Annotated in this window: 16 protein-coding genes; 7 read left to right on the forward strand and 9 right to left on the reverse strand. The window is 31.4% G+C overall.

The window, feature by feature from the left end:
- Positions 1-14: 14 nt before the first annotated feature.
- A complete protein-coding gene (locus V9L04_RS09865; RefSeq protein WP_338793922.1) occupies positions 15-830 on the reverse strand; it encodes an SDR family oxidoreductase in 816 nt (271 codons plus the stop codon).
- Positions 831-989: 159 nt separating this feature from the next.
- Positions 990-1565: a TetR/AcrR family transcriptional regulator gene (locus tag V9L04_RS09870; RefSeq protein ID WP_338793923.1), complete on the reverse strand. Its 576-nt coding sequence runs from the start codon at positions 1563-1565 to the stop codon at positions 990-992.
- Between the two features lie 298 nt (positions 1566-1863).
- On the opposite strand from V9L04_RS09870, the gene glyA reads away from it, so the two are divergent.
- Positions 1864-3153 (forward strand): serine hydroxymethyltransferase, encoded by a 1290-nt coding sequence (gene glyA, locus V9L04_RS09875; RefSeq protein ID WP_338793924.1) that lies wholly within the window; start codon positions 1864-1866, stop codon positions 3151-3153.
- 166 nt (positions 3154-3319) lie between these two features.
- Here the strand turns inward: glyA and V9L04_RS09880 are convergent, their stop codons facing one another.
- Complete coding sequence (locus tag V9L04_RS09880; RefSeq protein WP_338793925.1) at positions 3320-4120, reverse strand: hypothetical protein; 801 nt, start codon at positions 4118-4120, stop codon at positions 3320-3322.
- A 139-nt stretch (positions 4121-4259) separates the two neighbouring features.
- Complete coding sequence (locus V9L04_RS09885) at positions 4260-6134, reverse strand: potassium transporter TrkG (protein ID WP_338793926.1); 1875 nt, start codon at positions 6132-6134, stop codon at positions 4260-4262.
- Positions 6135-6476: 342 nt separating this feature from the next.
- On the opposite strand from V9L04_RS09885, the gene asnS reads away from it, so the two are divergent.
- Together asnS and V9L04_RS09895 are read left to right on the forward strand one after the other, a co-directional pair.
- Entirely contained in the window at positions 6477-7946 is a 1470-nt protein-coding gene (asnS, locus tag V9L04_RS09890) for an asparagine--tRNA ligase (RefSeq protein WP_338793927.1), read from the forward strand.
- 2 nt (positions 7947-7948) lie between these two features.
- A complete protein-coding gene (locus tag V9L04_RS09895) occupies positions 7949-8377 on the forward strand; it encodes a hypothetical protein (RefSeq protein WP_338793928.1) in 429 nt (142 codons plus the stop codon).
- A gap of 82 nt (positions 8378-8459) precedes the next feature.
- On the opposite strand, the gene V9L04_RS09900 is transcribed toward V9L04_RS09895, so the two are convergent.
- From V9L04_RS09900 to V9L04_RS09910, 3 genes are all read right to left on the reverse strand, one after another.
- Complete coding sequence (locus V9L04_RS09900; protein ID WP_338791486.1) at positions 8460-9548, reverse strand: IS4 family transposase; 1089 nt, start codon at positions 9546-9548, stop codon at positions 8460-8462.
- Positions 9549-9999: 451 nt separating this feature from the next.
- Positions 10000-10617, reverse strand: a complete 618-nt coding sequence (locus V9L04_RS09905; RefSeq protein ID WP_338793929.1) for an SET domain-containing protein-lysine N-methyltransferase — start codon at positions 10615-10617, stop codon at positions 10000-10002.
- Between the two features lie 457 nt (positions 10618-11074).
- A complete protein-coding gene (locus V9L04_RS09910; RefSeq protein ID WP_338793930.1) occupies positions 11075-11791 on the reverse strand; it encodes a YceI family protein in 717 nt (238 codons plus the stop codon).
- Positions 11792-12016: 225 nt separating this feature from the next.
- Here V9L04_RS09910 and murF point away from each other — a divergent pair, with 225 nt between their 5' ends.
- Both murF and V9L04_RS09920 read left to right on the forward strand, forming a co-directional pair.
- Complete coding sequence (murF, locus tag V9L04_RS09915) at positions 12017-13375, forward strand: UDP-N-acetylmuramoyl-tripeptide--D-alanyl-D-alanine ligase (protein WP_338793931.1); 1359 nt, start codon at positions 12017-12019, stop codon at positions 13373-13375.
- A 73-nt stretch (positions 13376-13448) separates the two neighbouring features.
- Positions 13449-14297 carry a hypothetical protein gene (locus V9L04_RS09920; protein WP_338793932.1) on the forward strand — a complete coding sequence of 283 codons (849 nt, stop codon included), beginning with the start codon at positions 13449-13451 and terminating at the stop codon, positions 14295-14297.
- A gap of 135 nt (positions 14298-14432) precedes the next feature.
- Here the strand turns inward: V9L04_RS09920 and phaC are convergent, their stop codons facing one another.
- Positions 14433-15512 carry a class III poly(R)-hydroxyalkanoic acid synthase subunit PhaC gene (gene phaC, locus V9L04_RS09925; protein WP_338793933.1) on the reverse strand — a complete coding sequence of 360 codons (1080 nt, stop codon included), beginning with the start codon at positions 15510-15512 and terminating at the stop codon, positions 14433-14435.
- Between the two features lie 338 nt (positions 15513-15850).
- Positions 15851-17377, reverse strand: a complete 1527-nt coding sequence (locus V9L04_RS09930; RefSeq protein WP_338793934.1) for a poly(R)-hydroxyalkanoic acid synthase subunit PhaE — start codon at positions 17375-17377, stop codon at positions 15851-15853.
- A 574-nt stretch (positions 17378-17951) separates the two neighbouring features.
- Here V9L04_RS09930 and V9L04_RS09935 point away from each other — a divergent pair.
- Positions 17952-20156: a 7TM diverse intracellular signaling domain-containing protein gene (locus V9L04_RS09935; RefSeq protein ID WP_338793935.1), complete on the forward strand. Its 2205-nt coding sequence runs from the start codon at positions 17952-17954 to the stop codon at positions 20154-20156.
- 172 nt (positions 20157-20328) lie between these two features.
- Entirely contained in the window at positions 20329-22440 is a 2112-nt protein-coding gene (locus V9L04_RS09940) for a 7TM diverse intracellular signaling domain-containing protein (RefSeq protein ID WP_338793936.1), read from the forward strand.
- Positions 22441-22518 lie beyond the last annotated feature (78 nt).

The raw sequence follows: 22518 nt of genomic DNA on the forward strand, positions 1-22518 counted from the left end.
TAAAAAGGAAGAAATTAAATTTTATAAGAAGATTTTACCAAAGAATAAAAAGCCGTTTCAGGAAGTAATCTTTTTGCAGGTAAAAGTATGTTAGCAGGATAAGCGATTGGATAACGCATTTTATTAGAATTGCTATTGGCAGCCTTAAAAATTGTTTTGGCTACTTCTATCGAATCTGCACCTTTATCGCCTGCATCTTGACTTACTTTTTCACATTTTTCGACAAAATTGTCATACGCATCCGTATAATCTGGCGTACTAAAAGCTCGGCTACGACCATAAAAATCGGTCTTTATTGCACCTGGTTCAATAATTTTGAGTTGAATATTAAACTGTGCAACTTCATATTGAAGCGATTCTGTAAACCCTTCAACTGCCCATTTTGTAGCATGGTAAATGCTATACAATGGAAAAGCAACACGTCCACCCACACTAGCAATCTGAATAATTTTACCTCCATTTTGCTCACGCATCAATTTTATAGCCTCACGAGTAATTCGCATTAATCCAAAAACATTGGTATTAAACTGACTTTCAATAAATTCATCGCTCATCGATTCAAAAACTCCATCTGCACCAAAACCTGCATTATTTACAACGACATCTATTCTACCAAAATCTTTTTTTGCTGAGGCTAAAGCAGTTTCGATAGTTTCATTTTTGGTCACATCTAACTCATAGAGTTTTATGGAAGAGTTTTTTTGTAATTCTGTTTCTCTTGAAGGTGTACGCATTGTTGCTGCTACATTCCATCCTTTTTCGGCAAAATAAAGAGCTGCATCTCTTCCAATTCCTGTTGATGCACCTGTAATTAAAATGGTCTTTTTCATAGTTTTGATGAATTTAAATGAATAAATATTCATTATTTGAATAAAAAATAGTTTATTAAAATGTCGTTGGTGCGACACCAACAATGGCTAGTATCTTTTTGTTGGTGTTGCTATCTAAAACCCAACAAAGACTGAAATATTGATAAAATATTATTAAAATTAATTTTTAATTGCGTCCCAAGACATTTTAAACATTGCTTCTGTCTGTTTTGGAGAAAGCTCTGTTTTCGTTTCTTGTTGTAAGTTTACGAGTGCTGATATTACACCAATAAGCTGACAAACAAGAAGTTCTAATGGTAAATCTTTGACAAGTTCTTCACTTTTTCCTCTTTCTAAAAGATGATAAATAGGAGAAATAAGCTCTTCAGCATGATTTCTGTATTCCTCTTTTATAAATGGTGAACGATAGTATTGGTCTGTGAAAATGGCATATTCTGGATTTTTGGTGTTTATTTCCATTACTCTAAACCAAAGTTTGCGAAAGTTTGCCATAAAACTGTCATTTTCATTATAATCCAAAAAATATTGCTTCGTTTGTTCTTTTTTTATATGAAGATAAAGCGCACTAATTAACTCCTCTTTATCTTTAAAATAAATGTAGAGTGTTCCTGTGGCTAGTTTTGCTTGCTGTGCTACTTTATTCATTTTCAACCCAGTAAACCCATTTTCTAAAACTAATTTCAGAGTTGCTTCATAAATTGCCAAAACTTTATTTTCATCTCTTGCTCTTGCCATAATGTTATGTACTTCTTAATTTGTTTGATGATACAAAGATAGGTGAATATTTATTCACTATCAAGTATTAGATGAATATTTTTTCATTTGTTTTTCTATTTTAGTGCTAAGCTAAAGACTTTTTAGTTCATTGGAATTATTAATACCTTTTGAAAAAGTTTAAAACATTCAAAATTTGATGAGATTAATCTAATTCTACAGAACGAAAAATTAATAATGCCCTAAATTTTCCGTATTTTTGGAAAACCTAATTTTTTGGATTTAATACTCAAATAAACTCAGAATAAAACAGAATATTATGCAACGAGATACTCAAATTTTTGATTTAATAGAGCAAGAACGCCAAAGACAAGAACATGGCATCGAACTAATTGCTTCTGAAAACTTTGTTTCGCCACAAGTAATGGAAGCCATGGGAAGCGTTCTGACAAATAAATATGCTGAAGGATTACCTGCAAAAAGATACTATGGTGGTTGTGAAGTAGTTGATAAAGTAGAGCAGTTAGCTATCGATCGTTTGAAAGAACTTTTTGGTGCTGAATGGGCAAACGTACAGCCTCACTCTGGAGCGCAAGCAAACGCAGCTGTTATGTTAGCTGTTTTGAATGCTGGTGACAAAATTTTAGGCTTTGACCTATCTCATGGTGGACACCTTACACATGGCTCAACTGTTAATTTTTCTGGAAAGTTATATGAGCCTTCGTTTTATGGAGTAGAAAAAGAAACAGGTCTTATCGATTGGGATAAAGTAGAACAAAAAGCAAAAGAAGTTCAGCCAAAATTATTGATTTGTGGTGCTTCTGCTTATTCTCGTGAGTGGGATTATGCTCGTTTGCGTAAAATTGCTGATAGTGTTGGTGCGCTTTTATTGGCTGATATTGCTCACCCTGCTGGACTTATTGCAGGTGGAATTTTGGCTAATCCATTGCCTCATTGTCATATCGTAACTTCTACTACTCATAAAACTTTGCGTGGAGCAAGAGGTGGAATTATTATGATGGGCAAAGATTTTGAAAATCCGTTTGGTATCAAAACGCCAAAAGGTGAACTTAGAATGATGTCTTCTTTGTTAGATTCAGGTGTTTTCCCAGGTACTCAAGGAGGTCCTTTAGAACACGTAATTGCAGCAAAAGCAGTAGCATTTGGCGAAGCTCTCAAACCAGAGTTTAAAACTTATATCAAGCAAGTTGCAAAAAATGCTCAAGCAATGGCAAAAGCATTTGTAGATAGAGGATATGAAATTATTTCAGGTGGAACAGACAATCATTTAATGCTTATTGATCTTCGTAATAAAGATATTACTGGTAAAAAAGCTGAGGGTGTTTTGGTAGCAGCTGATATTACACTCAATAAAAATATGGTTCCTTTTGATGACAAATCTCCTTTTGTTACTTCAGGAATTCGTGTCGGAACGGCTGCCATTACTACCCGTGGAATGATGGAAAGTGATATGGAAAGAATTGTTGAGTTAATCGATAAAGTTTTAACAAATGCTGATGATGAAAAAGTAATTGTTGATGTTCGTGCAGAAGTAAACAACTGGATGAAAGATTTTCCTTTATATAAAGAATTGGAAATGAGTGTTTAATAGTTGTAAGTGATAAGTTATTAATGATAAATGAATAAGAATTTGATAAATTGAATTTCTAGATTCTGTAATGTAGAAGTTTGATTTATCAAATTTTTAATAGAATTAAATCACAGGAAAAATAACGTAGATTTTGAAAGCAAAGAAGATGAAAAATAGTATGTAGTTATTTTTGATTTAATACAGGAATAGTATAAGGTAATTCTTCTAAAAATTTACTCCAATATGGGATTTCATGTGCAAGTACCATTGTATGATAACTTATTTTTTGCTGTTGTGTTGTGCTAATCTCTAAAGAAAGTATATGACTATCAGCTATTGCATTGGCATACATAGAAGACATAAATTTGAGTGAATACTTTAGTTCTTTAATTTCATCAAACTTAACTCTAATCTCTTTATTATTTCTTTTATAATTGATGGATTGATTTTTTGAATCAAGCACTATATAAGTAGCTTTTTTAGGATTATCTTTTATCTGAAATGCTTGCTTCTTCTTATAGATTTTTGCTATAATACCAAGAACTCCTAACTCTAGAAAACCAAGTAAAGCACCAAATATCGGAGAAGTATTTGCTCCAAGCCAAAATGTAGAAACCAACAGGAGTATCATAAAAGAAACACCTCCTAAAACCATTATCATAGCAGTTTTGGCAAACTCTCTATTTCCTTCTTTGCCTTCCTTAGCAAAATAACTTCCTTTTCTAAACAAAAAAGGTAAATACTCTAAAGGTTTTGAGACCAACTGTAAAGATTTAGCAACAGGAATTTCAGAAAGAGTTTCTTCTTGATTACAATGTTTATCTCCCAAATACTCCCAACTTTCTATAAAAAAAGCAGACTTACAAGCAGCACAAATCACAACAGTATGTCCTTCTTCTATTTTCTCTCCTGTAATAGGGTCAATTCGTTCTTGTTTTAAAAAATCTGAATGGGTGCTTTGGTCTAAATGATGCTTATTTAGCATTTATAAAGAATTATTGTTGTAAGTAAGTAACAGGTATTGTAATTGTAACTTTCTCAAAAAAGAAAAAACCTCTACTTGTTTAACGATTTTTTCACGTTCTAGGTTCTGTTTTATTGTGGCTTCTAAAATCCAAATTAGTTTATCCTACCATTACGTGAGCATTCGGATAACGATACGAGTTCGTAACAACAGCATTACTAAGAGCAAGAGCTAGTGTAAGTGTTCCAACACGCCCTAAATACATAGAAGCGATAATAATTACTTTTCCCCAAAAAGAAAGTTCACTTGTTAAGTTCATACTAATTCCGACAGTTGCAAAAGCTGAAACCTGTTCGAAAATAATCTTTAGTATAAACTTTGTGTCATTTGGAGAGGAGGGTTCTTGTACCAACAGCAAAAGAAAAATAGCTAAGATATTATAAGCAATTGCAAATATAAAGATTGCAAATGCCTTTCTGATAAGTTCATCTGGAATAGTTCGGTTTGCAATTACAATGCGTTCCTGTCTTCTAATACTAGCAACAGCAGCCACAAAAACCAAAACAAAAGTAGTGATTTTGATACCTCCAGCCGTCGAACCAGAAGATGCACCAATAAACATCAGAACCAAACACATCATAATTGTAGCAGGATTTAGAGCTTCAAAATCCATTGTATTAAAACCTGCAGTTCTTGTTGTCATGGACTGAAAAAGGGCTGTTACAAAGGCTTGAATAATTGTTCTATCAGTTAGTTTTTCTATTTCTAACAACAAAAATCCAATTGTACCGATAGCAAGCAATGTAAAAGTCGTATAAACATTGATTTTAGTTACTACATTCCATTGTTTCCAAGGTTTGACAAAACGCTCTTTTATACTTTTGAATGAAAAAATATCCTCAATGGTTGTATATCCAAGTCCACCCAAAACGACAATCCAAACAATAATAAAATGTAGGTTATACATTCTATCAATTTTATAATTTGTATCTGCCATTCCACCAGAAAACAAACTAAAACCACCATTACAAAAGGCTGAAACTGAATGAAAAAAGGAGAAAAATATTTTATCTCCAATACCTTCAAATTGCTGACTTTGTTCCCAAAGTTCTTCATCCCAAGCATAGTAAATACCTATTGTACCCAAAATTTCTATAAAAAGAGTAATCAAAACGACTTTGCGAAGAAGTTTTGTAGCAGAAACTAGTGATTCACTACTCAAATAATCTTGAATAATAGATTGATGTTTTATACCTACACCTTGTGTCAGAAAACTTGCAAAAAATGTAGCAAAAGATACCATTCCTATTCCTCCAAGCTGTATCAAAACAAGAATTACAATTTGTCCTTTTAGTGTAAAAGCAGTTGCTGTATCAACTACAATAAGTCCAGTAACACAAGAGGCACTTGTAGAAGTAAAAATGGCATCAATCAAATCCATACTACTCTTCCCAGGAGTCATTGTAGGAAGCATAAGCATTCCTGCTCCCATCAAAATCAAAAGAACAAAACTAAGGAGGAATGTAGTGGCTGGTTTATAACTTATTTCTGAAAGATGTGTGGTAATTCGTGTCAAATCCAATCCCACCATTAAAAGCATATAGATTGACAGAAAATGCTGATTAGATAACTCTGGATTAGAAAAACCCAAAAGCTCAAAGTAATAATAGGTTATTCTAAAATTAAGAATATAATTAATTGACCCACAGAAAATAACAAAAGCTATCAGAAGAGCTTCAAACCAATTTCTGCGTAAAAAATCTATCCAATGCGAGTCATAAACAACCCGAAAGATAAAAAATATAGCAAAGGCAAAAAATATAATATCAAGTGTTCCAAAAATTACTCGTTCTATAGCAGCATCTACATAAAAACCATAACGATATACCAAAAAACCAAGCGCAATAGCTGAACAGATTACTGAAAGAGTCTTTATCAGTAATAAAATTCTGTCCCTACTTTCATACACATGATTTTGGTAACGTTCCCGAAAAGTATTTTTGTAATTAAAAAAACGAGTTTTAAAATTGTTCAATTAGTATTTATAATTTTACTTTTTAATCAGTTGTGTAGCTAGATAAATCTATAAGAAAAATAGAGTTTACTAGTTGCAATACGAACATAAATTGAATTTTAGTTCAAAGAAACAAATTTTTTTGGCAAAATAATAATCAAATAAACTTGAAACTTAGTAGATTAAGTCTATTTTTATAAAAAAATGAACCTTACAGCGACTATTTTGGGTTTCAATTTTATATTTTGAAAAAAATGACGTTGTTTTGTACTACGTAGCTGTCAGCTTCCAAGCTGTCAGAAAAATACAAAGACTTTAATTTATGATACTTTAAACGATAGCTTGGAAGCTATTGGCTACATTATGAAAAGACAAGATATAAAAGACTTATTAGAGTCAAAAGAATTTGACCAACCTGTCCATACAAAAGGATGGATTCGTGGAGAACGTGGAAATGCGTATGTTCGTTTTTTAGGACTTAATGACGGTTCTAGCCTTGAAAATATTCAAGTAGTGGCTGATGCCGAAAAGTTTGATGAAAATCTTAGAAAACGTTTTAATGTAGGGGCTGCTGTTTCGGTTACAGGAACTTTAGTAGAATCAAAAGGAAAAGGACAGAATGTAGAAATTATAGCTGATTCGATAGAGATTTTGGGGGATGCTGATGCTGAAAAGTATCCGATTCAACCAAAAGCACACTCTATGGAATTTTTGAGAGAAAATGCACACCTTAGAAGTCGTACAACTACTTTTGGGGCTATTTTCCGTCTTCGTCATGCGCTTTCGTTTGCTATTCATAATTATTTCAATGAACGTCGTTTTTATTACTGGCATTCTCCAATCCTTACAGCATCAGATGCAGAAGGAGCAGGAGAAATTTTTAGAGTAACTAATTTTGATATTGATGATTTTGATTCAATTCCAAAAATTGCAGAAGGTGACCACAAAGGAAAAATAGACAACAAAGAAGATTTCTTCGGAAAACCAACCAACCTTACTGTTTCTGGACAGCTAGAAGCCGAATTAGGAGCTTTAGGTTTGGGAAGAGTTTATACTTTTGGACCTACTTTTAGAGCCGAAAACTCAAATACGGCTCGTCATTTAGCCGAATTTTGGATGGTAGAACCCGAAATGGCTTTCTATGATTTGAAAGATAATATGGATTTGGTAGAAGATTTCTTGAAGTATTTAATCAAATATGCTTTAGAAAATTACAGAGAAGAAATTGAATTTTTAGATGCAAAATTTGTAAAAGAAAATTCAATGAAGAAAAAAGAAGAACGTGCAGAAATGGGGCTGATTCAAAAATTAGAATTTGTTTTAGCAAATGATTTCAAGCGTATTACTTATACAGAAGCGATTGATGTTTTACTTAACTCTAAGCATTACAAAAAAGGAAAATTCCAGTATGATGTAAAATGGGGAGTTGATTTACAATCCGAACACGAACGTTTCTTAGTAGAAAAACACTTCAAAACGCCTGTTATTCTTTATAACTATCCAAAAGACATAAAAGCATTTTATATGCGTCAAAACGATGGCGAAGAAGCAGGAAAAGAAACCGTAGCAGCAATGGACGTACTTTTCCCCGGTATCGGAGAGATTGTAGGAGGTTCGCAGCGTGAAGAGCGTTTAGAAAGATTACAAGCACGTACTGATGCAATGGGAATTACAGAAGAGCTTTGGTGGTACTTAGATACTCGTAAGTTTGGAACAGTTCCACACTCAGGTTTCGGACTTGGTTTTGAGCGTCTGATATTATTTATTACTGGAATGGGAAATATTAGAGATGTAATTCCTTTTCCAAGAACACCTAAAAATGCTGAGTTTTAAGAATGCAGGAAATAACAATAGAAATTGATTCTAATGAAGATATTTGGAAACTTGTTGATAAAAGTTTGAATTATATTTTTATCAGTAATTTTAATCCAAATTCTTCTATTTCTTGGTGGAAAACAGATTTAAAAGTTTCAGAGAATCAAAATTTAAGGAATATTTCTGTTCGAGATATGAGTTTGGATTTACAAGTAGATTTAGTAACTCTTAAAGAAATAATTGAATTAAATACACGAACTTTGGTTATCTATCAGTTTGCTAAACCTATTCCAGACACACTTTTAGTAAATCAGTTAATGGAACAATCAAAAGAGAATATCCTAATTCAGAATGGTTTAAAACATTGTTTTAGTGCTGTTTATGAATTCTTGACTATACGGTCTTTTGATGAAAATTTTATCAAAAATATTCAGCAAAGCATAGAGTAATCTCAAAAAGTCTTTTCTAATTAATTTAGGAAAGGCTTTTTTAGTTTTAGATGTAATTTGTGTAGATTAATTAAAAATCAACTCACTCCATTGACAAAACTTTAATTTTCTGATTGAATTTAGTTTCTTTACTCATTGGATTATTGAGTATTTTTTTGATTTCTAGTAATCCATATCGGAAAAAAGAGTATTCATTATATCCATTTGAACAGACTCTTATTTTCGTTTTTTTATGTTTCCACTCCCCTACTTTGTAACACCAAACAAATGCAATAGAACAAAGAGCAAGTAATTTAGCTATTTTCTCTGGTTCTGTCAATTTTGTATTTTCTAGCTTAAAACCTTGTGTTTTTAGTGCTTTAAACAGCGTTTCTATTTCCCAACGTTGTTTATAAATTTCAAAAGCGTTTTCTAAAAAAACAGGTGAAGCTAGATAAATATATCCTTTTTGTGTTCTGCTTACAGATAAATATACTTCTACACCATTGACTATAAAAACACCCTCTAAATGATACGTTTCTGAAATAGCCAGTCCTCTACACCATGCTGCAATTGACTTTGTTTTACCTTTTCTAGTCGCTTTAAAATTAGACTTTAGTCGCATTACAAAATCAAAGTTTTTTCCTGATAAATAAGTAAACCATTTTTGACCTACAAACTCTCTATCTGCTACAATAGAAGAAATAGATAGGTTAGGAAAAATAGATAAAAAACGTTCTATTAATTCGATGCGTTCTTCAGTAGAAGAGTTTCCTTTTTTTGGAAAAACAGACCAAATAAGAGGCACTGAAACATTCTTATAAGCTGCTGAAAGTAACAAAATATTTATATTTTTTTTACCCACTTTCCAATTGGAACGGTCAAGACATAAAACAATATCCTTCCACTTATCAATACCTTGTAAAGAAACAATTAAACGAGTAATTGCCTTAAAATCAAGGTTATAGTGATTTAAAAAGCGTTCAATACGACGTAAAGAGGAGCTGCATTCTACATTCCGTTCAAAAGCTGTAGCAATTTGAATCAACCCTCCTAATCCTACTTTTATAACAGCTATTACAAAAAGACCTATAAATTGAACTCGTGCAAAATGAAACTCTGTTAAATGAGAAGATAAAACAGTAACTAATTTTGTAACTTTACCACTAGAAGCATACTTTGCTTTTGCCATAATTGAGAAAATTTTGTGAAAAAAATTTTGTAAGAAACTCAATTATGGCTTTTTTTTATCTCGTTTCAAAATCTTTTGTCAGAGGACTGAGAAAAATCAATTAAACTAATTTGGCTCTTCCGACAATTTAGCGAAATTATAAAAGGGTGTGCGTTCGTTTTAGCTTCGCTGAGGGTTACACCGTTCTCAAAAACGAACGAAACGCTTCCTCAGAAGCGTGATATTACTTAAATCACGCTTCTGAGGAAGCGTTTTTTTCAGTTCTGAGGAACTGAACACACAATGTTTCGCTAAAAGTCGGAAGAGCCACTAATTTTATGAAATAAGGAAAATTCAAGAACGCTAAAAAGTCAGAAGAGGCAAAAAAGTGAGGTCAATAAAAAAATCCTTTCCATAATTATATTGAAAAGGATTAGATATAATTTCACAAGAAAACTACATACTTTTGTCTCTACGAATGCTGTAGAATTCCATTATTCTCACTTTTTTTTAGTCGCAGTGAATAAACGGATTTGTAATTTTTTCCTGTATCTAAATAATTTTTGAGTTTCTGAAATAGATTTTCATCAATATATTTTTCTAAGGCTTGTTCTGAATCTTTGTAATGCTTCATAGCATCTTTTATTTCTTCGTCCCATTTGCCAAACAAAACATCAAAATCAGAAGGACTGATATGTTTTCTGCAATCTTTTGAATCACATCCACACTCAAAATTCTGTTCTAAATTAAAGATAGCATATTCATCTGTAATTTCTTCATCAGGCTCAATATCACGAAGCGCAATTTCAAATCCATAGCCTGTACTGATTGTATTTCGGCTACACGAATGATTTACATATTTTGCAAAATCCCAACTTACAATTCTATATCCTCGCTCATCACGATATGAATATTTATCTACTACACCACGAGCATACTCATCTAGTTTTGCGTATTTTTTTGGAGTTACCTCAATTTCTAAACTGTCTTTTACATAGACAATTGTTCCTTTAGGAATAAATTCTTTTGCGAAAACGCCATAGCCAATTTCAGGACTTACAAAGCGAAGTTCGGTAGAGGGATGAATCATGTGTTATAAAAAGTTTATAAAAACAATGAATGACTGAAAGAATTTTGAACAAAATTAATTAATTTAATAATTCTACTAATTAATAGACTTTTACTGCCTTGATAGCAATAAGTTTAAATTTTATCTGCTAATAATTAAATAAAATTGTGCTGAATAAGAACGTAAAAATGAGAAATTAGTTGTAGAAAAAAAGCCTTTTTTGAATATTTTTGAAAAAATAGATTTTTAGCAATAAAAAGTCTCTTTCGATATTAAAATTTTAAAATAAGGTGATTAATAGATTTATTTTTATCAAAAATTTAAAAATGCTTATCTTCTAATTTTATTTCTCTACAAAAAATAGTAACCCACAAAAAAAGCCAACAAAACTAAAATAGTCTTGTCGGCTTGTCTTTAAACTTGATTTTCGAATTTCATTCTGATAATGAATTCAAAAATTTCTCTAAACAAACGATTTTTACATACCTGCTTTAGCAGTGATATCAAATCCTACATTTACAGTATTATTGATAAATTTGTCTTTTACTTTAGCAGTACCTTCTGCCATAAAGCTAACATTGAATTCTGTACGGTCAAGGTTAAATTTTGCACTTGCTTTTACTTCACCTTCTGCTGGCATAGTTACATTTGCATAAAAGCTAATTGCTTTTTCTACATCCATCATTTTAAGGTTACCTGTAATTTTGTGAGTTGGGTTCTCAGTAGAATGTTCTCCTTCTACTACTTCAATTGTTGAAGCATCAACAGGCTCAACATTTGTGATAGTGAAAGTAGAAGTTGGATATGTTTCAACAGCGAAAAAATCAGGGCTTTGAAGGTGTCCTACCAATTTACCATTATCTTCAGCTTCTTCAATATCTAATACTTTAATGTCTGTCATGTTGATAGTAATTGTACCACCTGTAAGCATGCCATTTTCTACCATTAATTTAGAATCTGGAGAAATGCCTAAAGTTCCATTGTGCTGACCACCTGGTTTTGAACCAATCCAAGTAACTGCACTAGCAGAAGGATCAACCATAAGTTCTTTCGTACCTTGAGTTTCTTCTGGAACAACAGCAACTGTATCAGCTACTTCAGCCTCTTGGCTTTTAGGAGCATTGTTACAACTTGAAAGGAATGATAATGAACCTGCTACTAAAATAGCACTAGCAAATAAAGAAATACTTTTCATAATAAAGTGAGGTTAAGTTTTGAAAAGACAAATGTAAATAAAATAATTGTAGGTACAACTATTTAAACTACTTTTTTTTGATTTAAAATCGAAAGATTTTTTTTTCTTTGATATTAGAGGGCATAACTCTTAGTTGCTACTATTGTTTTTGTATTTTTGTTCTGACAAATTATTAAATTCCTTCTTGAATTCTTTCTATCATTTTTATTCTTAATTATTTTTCAAATGACTACTCTTCCTATCTTATACGAAATCTTTTTAGAATCTTCTGGTGTTTCGACAGATACTCGCCATGTAAACGACAACGAACTTTTTTTTGCTTTAAAAGGAGATAATTTTGATGGAAACAAATTTGCCTATCAAGCCTTAGAAAAAGGAGCTTCTCATGTTGTTATTGATGATTCAAGTGTTATTCCTAGTTTTGATGAACATGACCAAAAGAAATTAGCTTATAAGAACAAATATCTATTGGTAGAAAATGTATTAGAATCACTTCAAAAACTAGCTAATTTCCACAGAAAACAGTTTACTATTCCTTTTATCGGAATAACAGGAAGTAATGGAAAAACAACTACAAAGGAGCTTTTACGTTCTGTTCTTTCTCAAAAATTCAAAACATATTCTACTGAAGGAAATCTGAATAATCATATTGGTGTGCCTCTTACTATTCTTAGAATGCCAACAAATACAGAAATTGCCATTGTAGAAATGGGAGCAAATAAGGTAGGCGATATTGAAGAGCTTTGCAGCATTACAGAACCTAATTATGGAATGATTACCAATATTGGAAATGCTCATTTACAGGGTTTTGGTAGCTATGAAGGAGTTTTGAGAGGAAAAACAGAATTATATCAATCACTAATAAAAAATAATGGAACTGTTTTTATAAACAGTAATGATTCTGTTTTGATGAACATGGAAAAACGTTTTGAAGATGGAAAAGTAATGAAATATGGAACAGAGAATATAGAAAATTATTATTCGGCTACACTCTCTGAATCTGTACCTATAATTATTTATAAAGACGAGGACAATAATAAAGTTCAGACTCAACTTACAGGCGCATACAATTTTCCAAATATTTTAGCTGCCTTAGCTTTTGGTAAATTTTTCGGTCTTTCTTATTCTCAAATGAATAAAGGAATTTCAGATTATCTACCAAAAAATAACCGTTCACAAGTCGAAGAGCGAAAAGAAACGAAAAATACTTTGCTGCTTGATGCCTATAATGCAAACCCTGATAGTATGAAGGCTGCTTTACTGCACTTAGAAGCAATGCCAAGAAATGGAAAGAAGAAAGTCGCTATTTTGGCAGATATGTTTGAAATAGGAAAAGAATCATTTATCAAGCACAAGGAAATTTTAGGTTTTGCCTTACAACTCAAAATTGATAAAATAATCGTTTGTGGAAAAGACTTTTCAACAGCCAAAACTGCTGGAAATATTGTTTCTAGTCTGATTTTGAGTTTTGTAGATAAAAAAGAACTAGCTGATTATCTAAAGAAAAATCCTGTTACAGAAAGTATTGTTTTATTAAAAGGTTCTAGGGGAATGGGCTTGGAAACGGTGGTGGAGCTGTTGTAACTTTCACTATCAACATTTAATTACAGATGATTAATCAAGGGAAAAGTCTATATTCTATTTTTATCTTTCAATTATGAAAATCTACATTTTATCATTACTATTAATTCTTTGCCTTTTTTCTTGTAATCCAAAGCCTATTTCTAACAGCGATAAAACAGAGTTTTCGAAAGAAGTATTGGAAGTCAGAAAGAAAGAGTTAGAAGAAAACAAACAGAAACCTATAGATATTTATAGTTACGACGACGCTAGACTTGACTCTATTTTTCGTTTGTCCTTAGATTCTATAATAGATTTTTTGAATGTTGCGAAATTTGAAAAAGATACTATTATAAGAAATGAATTTACGTATGCAGTGTATGGAAAAGCACAAAATGGATTTGCTGACTTTGTTTTCATAGAAAGTATGTATCCAGATTTGTTAGACTCTCTAACAACTCCAACTTATTTGTATATAAAAAATAGACACAAATTTGAGCTAAAAAATCAGTTTAATTTTGATGAAATGAGTTGGCGAGGTTCAAAAATTCAGCGAAGAGATATGAATTTTGATGGAAAAATAGATATCGTACTTCAGCGTCCTTGGTTTGCAAACAGAATGATAGCCGAATATTTAATAATTATGGATTCTGATTTTAAGAGAATAACAAAAACGTCTTCTACTTACGAATTGCTGACAGATGCAAAGAACCAAACGATTATTTCTTTTGTAGATGGTGGAAACTGTTGTACACATTACAAAACTATTAATAAATGGCAAAGTGATAGTTTGGTAGAAATAAAGCATTTAGAAAAATCATATAATCATCAAGAAGAGGGTGAGATTTTAGAAGAGTTTGTAATTAAAAATGGAAAAGAAATAAAGGTCAAAAACCAAAAATTAAAGCAAAATGAAGCAGAACACTATTTTGAAAACTACAAATAGAAAAACAAAAAAAGCATTTATTCCAAAAACTAGAATAAATGCTTTTTATAAAAATACCTCAACGATGGCAAAGCCTCGTTGACAGTTGAAAACTATCCGTTGTCGGTGTCCCACCGACGACATAAAAATCACAAATTAATCACGCTCTTTCAACCATTCTGCAACCTTAGGAGCAAGTTCTTTTTGAGAACGTCCACCTACAAAAACTCCGATGTGTCCACCTGGGAATTCGTATAATGTTTTGTCTTTCGAACCTACATTATCATTCAATGGTTTAGTTGCCGAAGGTGGAACTAAATGGTCTTCTGAAGCATAAATAGTCAGAATTGGATTTTTTATATCGCTTAAATTTACTGTTTTCTTTCCTAACGTAAATTCTCCTTTTATGAGTTTATTTTCTTGATATAAGTCTTTGATAAACTTACGGTAACATTCACCTGCTTGAGAAGGACTATCACCTACCCATTGTTCCATACGCAAGAAGTTCATCATTTTACCTTTGTCTTCCATCATATTAGTAATGGTAGCCATTTTTTTGAATTTGCTAAGTGGTTTCAACATATCAAAACCCATATTCAGAAATTCCCCTGGTACAAGACCATCATTTCCATCTACTACTTTATCTACATCTAAATCTCTTGACCACTTGAATAAAAGACCATCATCTGTATTGAAATCAAAAGGAGCAACAAGGGTAATCAAATTTTTGATTTTGTCTTGATTAAGAGCCGTATAAATAGTAGAAAATGTTCCACCCTGACAAACACCAAGCAAATTTATTTTGTCAATTCCATGTTCATTTCTAACAAAATTTACACAAGAATTAAGGTAACCATTGATATAATCTTCCATCGTCAAATATCTATCTACACGAGAAGGATAGCCCCAGTCAATCAAATAAATATCAATGCCATTATCTAGTAAATTTCTGATAAAACTACGATCAGATTGCAAATCCATCATATCAAAACGATTTACGAGTGCATAAGCAATCAATAAAGGCGTTTTGAGACTACGTTTAGAAGAAGAATAACGGTATAATTTTACTTTATCTTCACTCCAAACAAGTTCTTTTTGAGCTGTTGCGACATCAATTTCTTCTACATCATTGAGCATTTGATAGCCTTTTACGAGCTTTTCAGTTTGCTCAGTAATTTCTTTTGTAAAACTTTCAAATACATTAGTAGGTGTATTTTCTTGGTTTTGATTTGCCATAATAAAATTTAGTTTGTGTGTATTTTGTATTTATTGTAGCACACTCTTTAGAGTGTGAGCATTTTTGTCATACGTATTTTCCGAACCTTAAAAGTTATGGTACGCTTCGCACACTAAAGTGTACTCTACAAAATACGCTTTTTTTCATCAAAAACCCCAACTTCACTATGAAGTCAGGGTTTTTATCGAAGGAAATGTTAGATTTCACTAGAATACAGTTTTACTAAAAAAACTATACTTACATTCTGAATAACTACTCAACTTCAGAATGGTTTTGATTCAATTTTGGTTTATACCAATGGTAGTACCAAAATGATTTTAACTCTTCAACTCAAAAACTATTTTGTAGTTTTCTTACGAGTTGTAGTTTTTGTAGCAGGCTTAGATTCTTCAGTAGGAACTAAAGTTTCTGATTTGCTTACAGGAGCTTCACTTGCTTGGTACGCTTTATCTTTTGCTTCTGACGAAACAGAAGAATTTGCATTGTTTTCTAGCTCACGAATGCGAGCTTTCAATGCGTGTACTTGTTTAGCAAGTTCATCAATTTCAGAATTCAAAACTACAGGATAAGGAGAAAGAACTTGTTCCATTCCTTTATTAAAGCTTGTTTTCAAATCTAATTGAAGAGCCAAAACTTCGCCTTGTAATTTAGAAAATTCGTCGCCTTTGAAAATATCAATCATATTTCCTTCTAAGTGATTGAGCCAGTTCATATAGAACTCATTGTATGTATTTACATTTCCGTCTTTTGCTGTCTCAAACATTTTAGTCATAAACTCTTCAGAGCTACTTTTTACTGTTTTACCAATAATAGCATTCATATCAGCCATTTTTGTTTGGTAATCAAATAAAATAGTTTGCATTTGAGAGAAAAGTTTGATTGACTCTTTTTCTTTGCTTGGAGGCATTAATTTATAAAACGGAGCATATAATTTTTCCATACGCTCATATATTTCTTTACCAAACTGAGGGTTTGAGATGTTCATGTTTTCCATGTTCATCATACCCATCATTTTAGACATGTCAAAGTTGTTCATGTCCATTTTTGGCATCATAGAAGAGAATTTTTCGATCATTTCAGTATAAGGAGCGAACATTGGGTTGTTAGTCATCGTAGTACGATATTGCTCAACCATTTTGTTCATCTGCTCACTCATTTGTCCGAAGTTGGCAAAGCCAAACTGTGAAGGATTTTGAGCAAACATTCCTTTTGCCATTTCTTGCAATTTGTCCATGTTCATCATTTTGAAGTATTCTTGTACATCAAAATTTTTGTTATTGGTCATTTGCACAAATGGTTTCCACATTTCGTAGGCATCGAAATAGGTTTTTGCTCCTTTAGTCATGTTTTCAAATGCTTCTTGCATTGGTTGCATTGCTTTGAAAGCAGGATTAGAAGTCATCATTTTTTTGCTCTCATTCATCATCTCGGTAGTAGAATCTAACCAAGTTTTGTAAGAGCTAGTCATCATTTCTTGCATTTTGGTAGCATTTTCTTGCATATTTAATACATTTTTGCCACCTTCATTAGTCATTTGAGCCATTTTCAACTGACGGTCAGCCATTTCACTCATTGTATCCATCCACTTTTTAGAAAGTGATGATTGTTGTTCCATAAGTTGAGTTACTTGTTCTGGCATAGTTTCAGAAGAAATTGTTTTGCCTTTTTCTACTGCTTCAGAGATGATGCTTTTTTGGTTGTCGTACCAATTTTTATACATGTCCGTAGCTTGCTCCATTACTTTGCCTTCTTTAGCTGCTTCTTGGAGCTGACGAGTAGAACCTACCCAGTTTTCCACGATTTTGTTTTGAGTAGTTGCCCAAAAATCTAACATTTCCTTCGTAGAATCCATTACGTTTGCCATAGTATATTAAAAAGTTTAATTGGTAAAAAATAAGCACAATTCAAATGTACGAGGTATTTTTGACACTACAAAATCTCGTATGCAAGCAGCTAACCCTCTCATTTTGAACTAAATATCTGCTTAATTTTGCGAAATTTTTAATAAAAAAAAGAATATTTGGAAATATTTCAAAAGTGCAATATAAAACCAATGTTTTTTTGCTAAAAAGTCAATTTTAAAAAGTTGCACAATAATCCAAAGTTCTGTAAATCAGTAAATTATAATTTAAAAAAAAGGCTTTTTTTTGATAAAAATCTCTAATTATGCTTTAAAAAGTGAAACTATTATTTTTCTGTTACAAGTAGATTAATTTTTTTTTACGTTGTTTCAAATTAGATAAAAGACAAGGTGTCTAGAAATAAAAAATAACATTTTTATCTTATGTGACTTCTACCCTGTTTTAGAAAAAAAATAACTTTTTATTAAACTGGATTCATAATAAGTAATTTTAAACTTGTCGAAAAAGTAATTACAATTATTGTTGGTACAGTTATTTTTAGTATTTTAGCTACTTAACAAACCCATTACTACTGTTTTGAAGCAAGCTGTTTATAAAAATATCCAAGACTCTGCTCTTAAAAAAACGAATACTACTGTTTTTATAGTAGTGGTTGCTTTTTTATTTCTATCAAATTCAGTTTTTGCTCAGCTTATTCCTTCTGTTGTATTAAAGGATGCTGATAAAGAATATGTCATTACACACCAACTTGGTTTGTACGAAGAAGTAGTAGAAAATTCAAATAAAAAAGAAACAATAGAAACTATTCAAGCTAAAGAGTTTAAAATAGTGGGAAAAGATATTGTAACTCTAAATAAAGGAGCTCACATTATGTGGGTCAAAATACCTTTACAAAACAATTCTGAACTCAAAAAATGGTATTTAGAAATTGGAAACGGACTAGCTGACATTGATGTATTTATTCCAATAGAAAATAATACTACCAATTCCTTCAAAAAAACTTCTTTAGGTTTTTCACTGCCATTTGAAAAACGATTTATTCAAACCAATGTATTTTTAATTCCTCTTGAATTACCTAAAAATCAGAAAAAAACAATCTATTTACGCATAGAAAGTGATTATTTTCAAGCTCCTTTTCGCATTGCTCCTATTGAATTTTATCTTGAAAGGGATCATAAAGTGGATTTAGCTGAGGGGATTTACTATGGTTTTGTGATTGTAATGGTATTATATAATTTATTTATTTTCTTTACAATTAAAGAAAAAGGATATTTATATTATTTAAGTTATTTATTGTTTCTTGGTTTGGCGATGTCGCAACTAAGAGGACATTTGTTTGAGTTTTTTCTATTTGATTTTCCTTTTCTAAATCACTATGCTCCTGTTATTCATTCTTTATCAGGAACATTTGCAAGTTTATTCTTGATAGACTTTCTAAATACAAAGAAGAATTCACGCTTTTTTCATATTACACTACATATTGTCTTAGCTACTTTTTTGTTAGGTTTACTAGTAAGTTTATTAGGCTTTAAACCTCTTGCATCACTTATCAACCAAATTGTTGCAGGTTTATCTACCATAAATGCTTTGGCTGCTGCTATTTTTATTTATTATAAAGGGTATAAACCAGCTAAATATATTATTGTAGGATGGACATTTTATTTAATAGGAACACTTTTATTTGTTTTAGCAGGAGCAGAGATAATTCCTTATAATGATGTTACTTCTAATGGCATTTTATTCGGTTCGGCAATAGAAATGATATTGCTTTCTGTAGCGTTAGCTGCTAAGATAGATTTTTATAAAAAAGGGCAAGAAAAACTGCAAGAAGAAGTTTTAGAAGCATCAGAAAGACATAGAGAACTTGTAGAGAATCAAAACAAAAAATTAGAAGAACGAGTAGTAGAACGTACAGAAGAATTGAATGTCGTTAATGAAGAACTTTCTGTAAATCTTGAGCGACTACACGAGCAAAACTTAGTCATTGAGAAAAAAAATCAAGATATTACTTCAAGTATAACCTATGCCAAGCGCATACAAGATGCTATGTTACCAAGTTTGGAAGAAATTAAAAGTGTTTTTTCTAACTCCTTTGTGTTTTTCAAGCCTAAAGATATTGTTTCTGGAGATTTTTATTATTTCAAACAAGTTAATCAAAAAATAATTATTGGAGCTGTTGATTGTACAGGACATGGCGTTCCGGGGGCATTTATGTCTTTGATTGGAAATGATTTATTAAATGAAATTGTAGAGAATAAATCAGTTACCAAAGCATCCCATGTTTTAGATAAATTGAATCAAGGTGTTATAAAAGCATTGCGTCAAACAGATACACAGGTTAGAGATGGAATGGATGCAGCCATCTGTGTATATGATTTAGACACACAGATTTTGGAATATTCTGGAGCAAAAAATCCTCTTATTTATGTGGAAAATGGAGAGGTAAACATAATAAAGGCAGACAGACAGTCTATTGGTGGAAGTCTTATTAAGAATCAATTCAACAAAAAGCCATTTACAACACATACTATAGATTTGAAACAAAATCCGAACATAAGTTTCTATCTCTTTACAGATGGTTTTCAAGACCAATTTGGAGGAGAAAACGATAAGAAATTTACAACAAAGAGGTTCAGAAATACTTTATTAGAATGTTCTAGACTACCTTTCTCAGAACAAAAATCTTTTTTAAAAAATACACTTACAGATTGGATGGGAAATAAAACTCAACAAATTGATGACATACTAATATTTGGTTTTAAACCTTCACAAATGAATTAATTATTTTTGGATATGAGTATGAATTTTTGATTTAATTTATACAATTATTTTTAGTAAATTACCTTTTACACTACTTATATATTAGCTACTTTCTACTACCATTATCTTGCAACAATTTTATTATACAAGTATTTTTTATTTCACAAAAAAATATATTACTAACTTCATAGTAATGATTATTTTGTTGTGCTTTTCCAACTCTGCTTTTGCTCAATCGGTCTCTACTACTTTTTTATCAGACTCTACTCAATCTTATATCATTACAGATAAAATAGGCATTTTTAGAGAGGAAAATCAACAAGAAAAAACTATTGAGTCTATACAAGAAATTGATTTTATAGTTGAAGGAAAGGAAATAATTACTGTCAATAATGATAAAAATGGCTTTTGGTTGAAAATTCCTATTCAAAACAAAACTCTTCTTAAAGAATGGTATTTAGAAATAGGTAGTGGACATGGAGATTTAGAATTTTATATTCCTGAAACAAATAACTCTATAAAGACCTATCGGAAGATATTACTTGCAGAAAAAATACCCTTCTCAGAACGTTTGATACAAACAGATAGATTTTTACTGCCTTTATTTTTACTACAAAATCAGTCCATGACTATTTTTGTACGTGGAGAAAGTAATTATTTTCAAGCTCCTGTTCGTATTGCTCCTTTAAAATATTACTTTGAAAGAGATCATAAAGCAGATATAGCAGAGGGAGTTTATTATGGCTTTGTGATAGTGATGTTTTTGTACAATCTATTTGTATTTTTTACTTTGAGAGAACGAGGTTATCTTTATTATGTAGGTTATCTGCTTTTCTTTGGTCTTGCAATGGCTCAAATTAGAGGTCATGGTTTTGAGTTTTTATGGTTTAGTTTTCCTCTTATAAATAATTACGCTCCACTTTTTTATGTTTTTGGGGGAATTTGTGCCAGTTTATTTTTGATAGATTTTCTTCATACTCAAAAGAACTCACGCTTTTTTCACATCACTTTACATATTACTATTTATGCGTTTGCATTAGCTGGTGTAGCAAGTATTTTAGGTTTCAAAAATATTGCTTCTTATATCAATCAAGTTGTTGGAGCAATATCTACTCTAAATTCATTAGCTGCTGCTATCTATGTCTATTATACTGGATATAAACCTGCAAAATATATTATAGTGGCTTGGTCTGGATATTTATTAGGTATTCTTGTTTTTGTTTTGGCAGGAGTAGATATTATTCCCTACAATACATTCACTTCTAGTGGCATCTTACTAGGCTCAGCAGTAGAAATGATACTGCTTTCGGTTGCTTTAGCTGCAAGAATAGAATTTTATAAAAAAGGTAGAGAAGAACTACAAGCCAAAATGTTAAAAACCTCGGAAGAGCACCGAGAGTTTGTCGAAACACAAAACAAACGATTAGAAGAACGAGTAGTTGAGCGCACAGAAGAGTTGAATGTAGTCAATGAAGAGCTTTCAGTAAACCTTGAACGTTTGCACGAACAGAATGTTGTTATTGAGAAAAAGAACCAAGATATTACGGCTAGTATCAATTATGCAAAGCGCATACAAGATGCAATGCTACCAAGTTTGGAAGAAATAGCAAGTATTTTTCCTAACTTTTTTGTGTTTTTTGAGCCTAGAGATATTGTTTCTGGAGACTTTTATTATTTCAAACAAATCAATCAGAAAGTAATTGTAGGTGCAATAGATTGTACAGGTCATGGCGTTCCAGGGGCTTTTATGTCTTTAATTGGAAATGATTTATTAAATGAAATTGTAGAGAATAAATCTGTTACTCAAGCCTCTCATATTTTGGACAAATTAGACGAAGGAATCACAAAAGTATTGCGTCAGACAGATACTCAAGTACGGGATGGAATGGATGCAGCTTTTTGTGTTTATGACATAGAAACTCAGGTTATGGAATATGCAGGAGCAAGAAACCCTCTTATTTATATTGAAAATGAAGAATTAAAAATCATAAAAGCAGACAGACAATCTATTGGTGGAAATCTTATCAAAAATCAGTTCAATAAAAAATATTTTACCAATCATATTTTAAATACACATGAGACGACTAGTTTCTATTTATTTACAGATGGTTTCCAAGACCAGTTTGGAGGAGAAGCAGATAAAAAGTTTACTACCAAGAGATTTAGAAATGTTTTAGTAGAAGTATCAAAACTACCTTTTTCGCAACAACAAGAGTTTTTAAAAAACACACTCAAAAACTGGATGGGTTATACCAACCGACAGATTGATGATATTTTAGTATTTGGATTTAAAGTAGGAAAATAATAAAAGTGAAGCTATAAGCTAAAGTGCTTTTGTACATTTTTTTTAGTAAATTAGCTGCTTACAAACCCACTCTTACTA

The organism is Bernardetia sp. MNP-M8 (assembly GCF_037126285.1).
Classification (GTDB): Bacteria; Bacteroidota; Bacteroidia; order Cytophagales; family Bernardetiaceae; genus Bernardetia.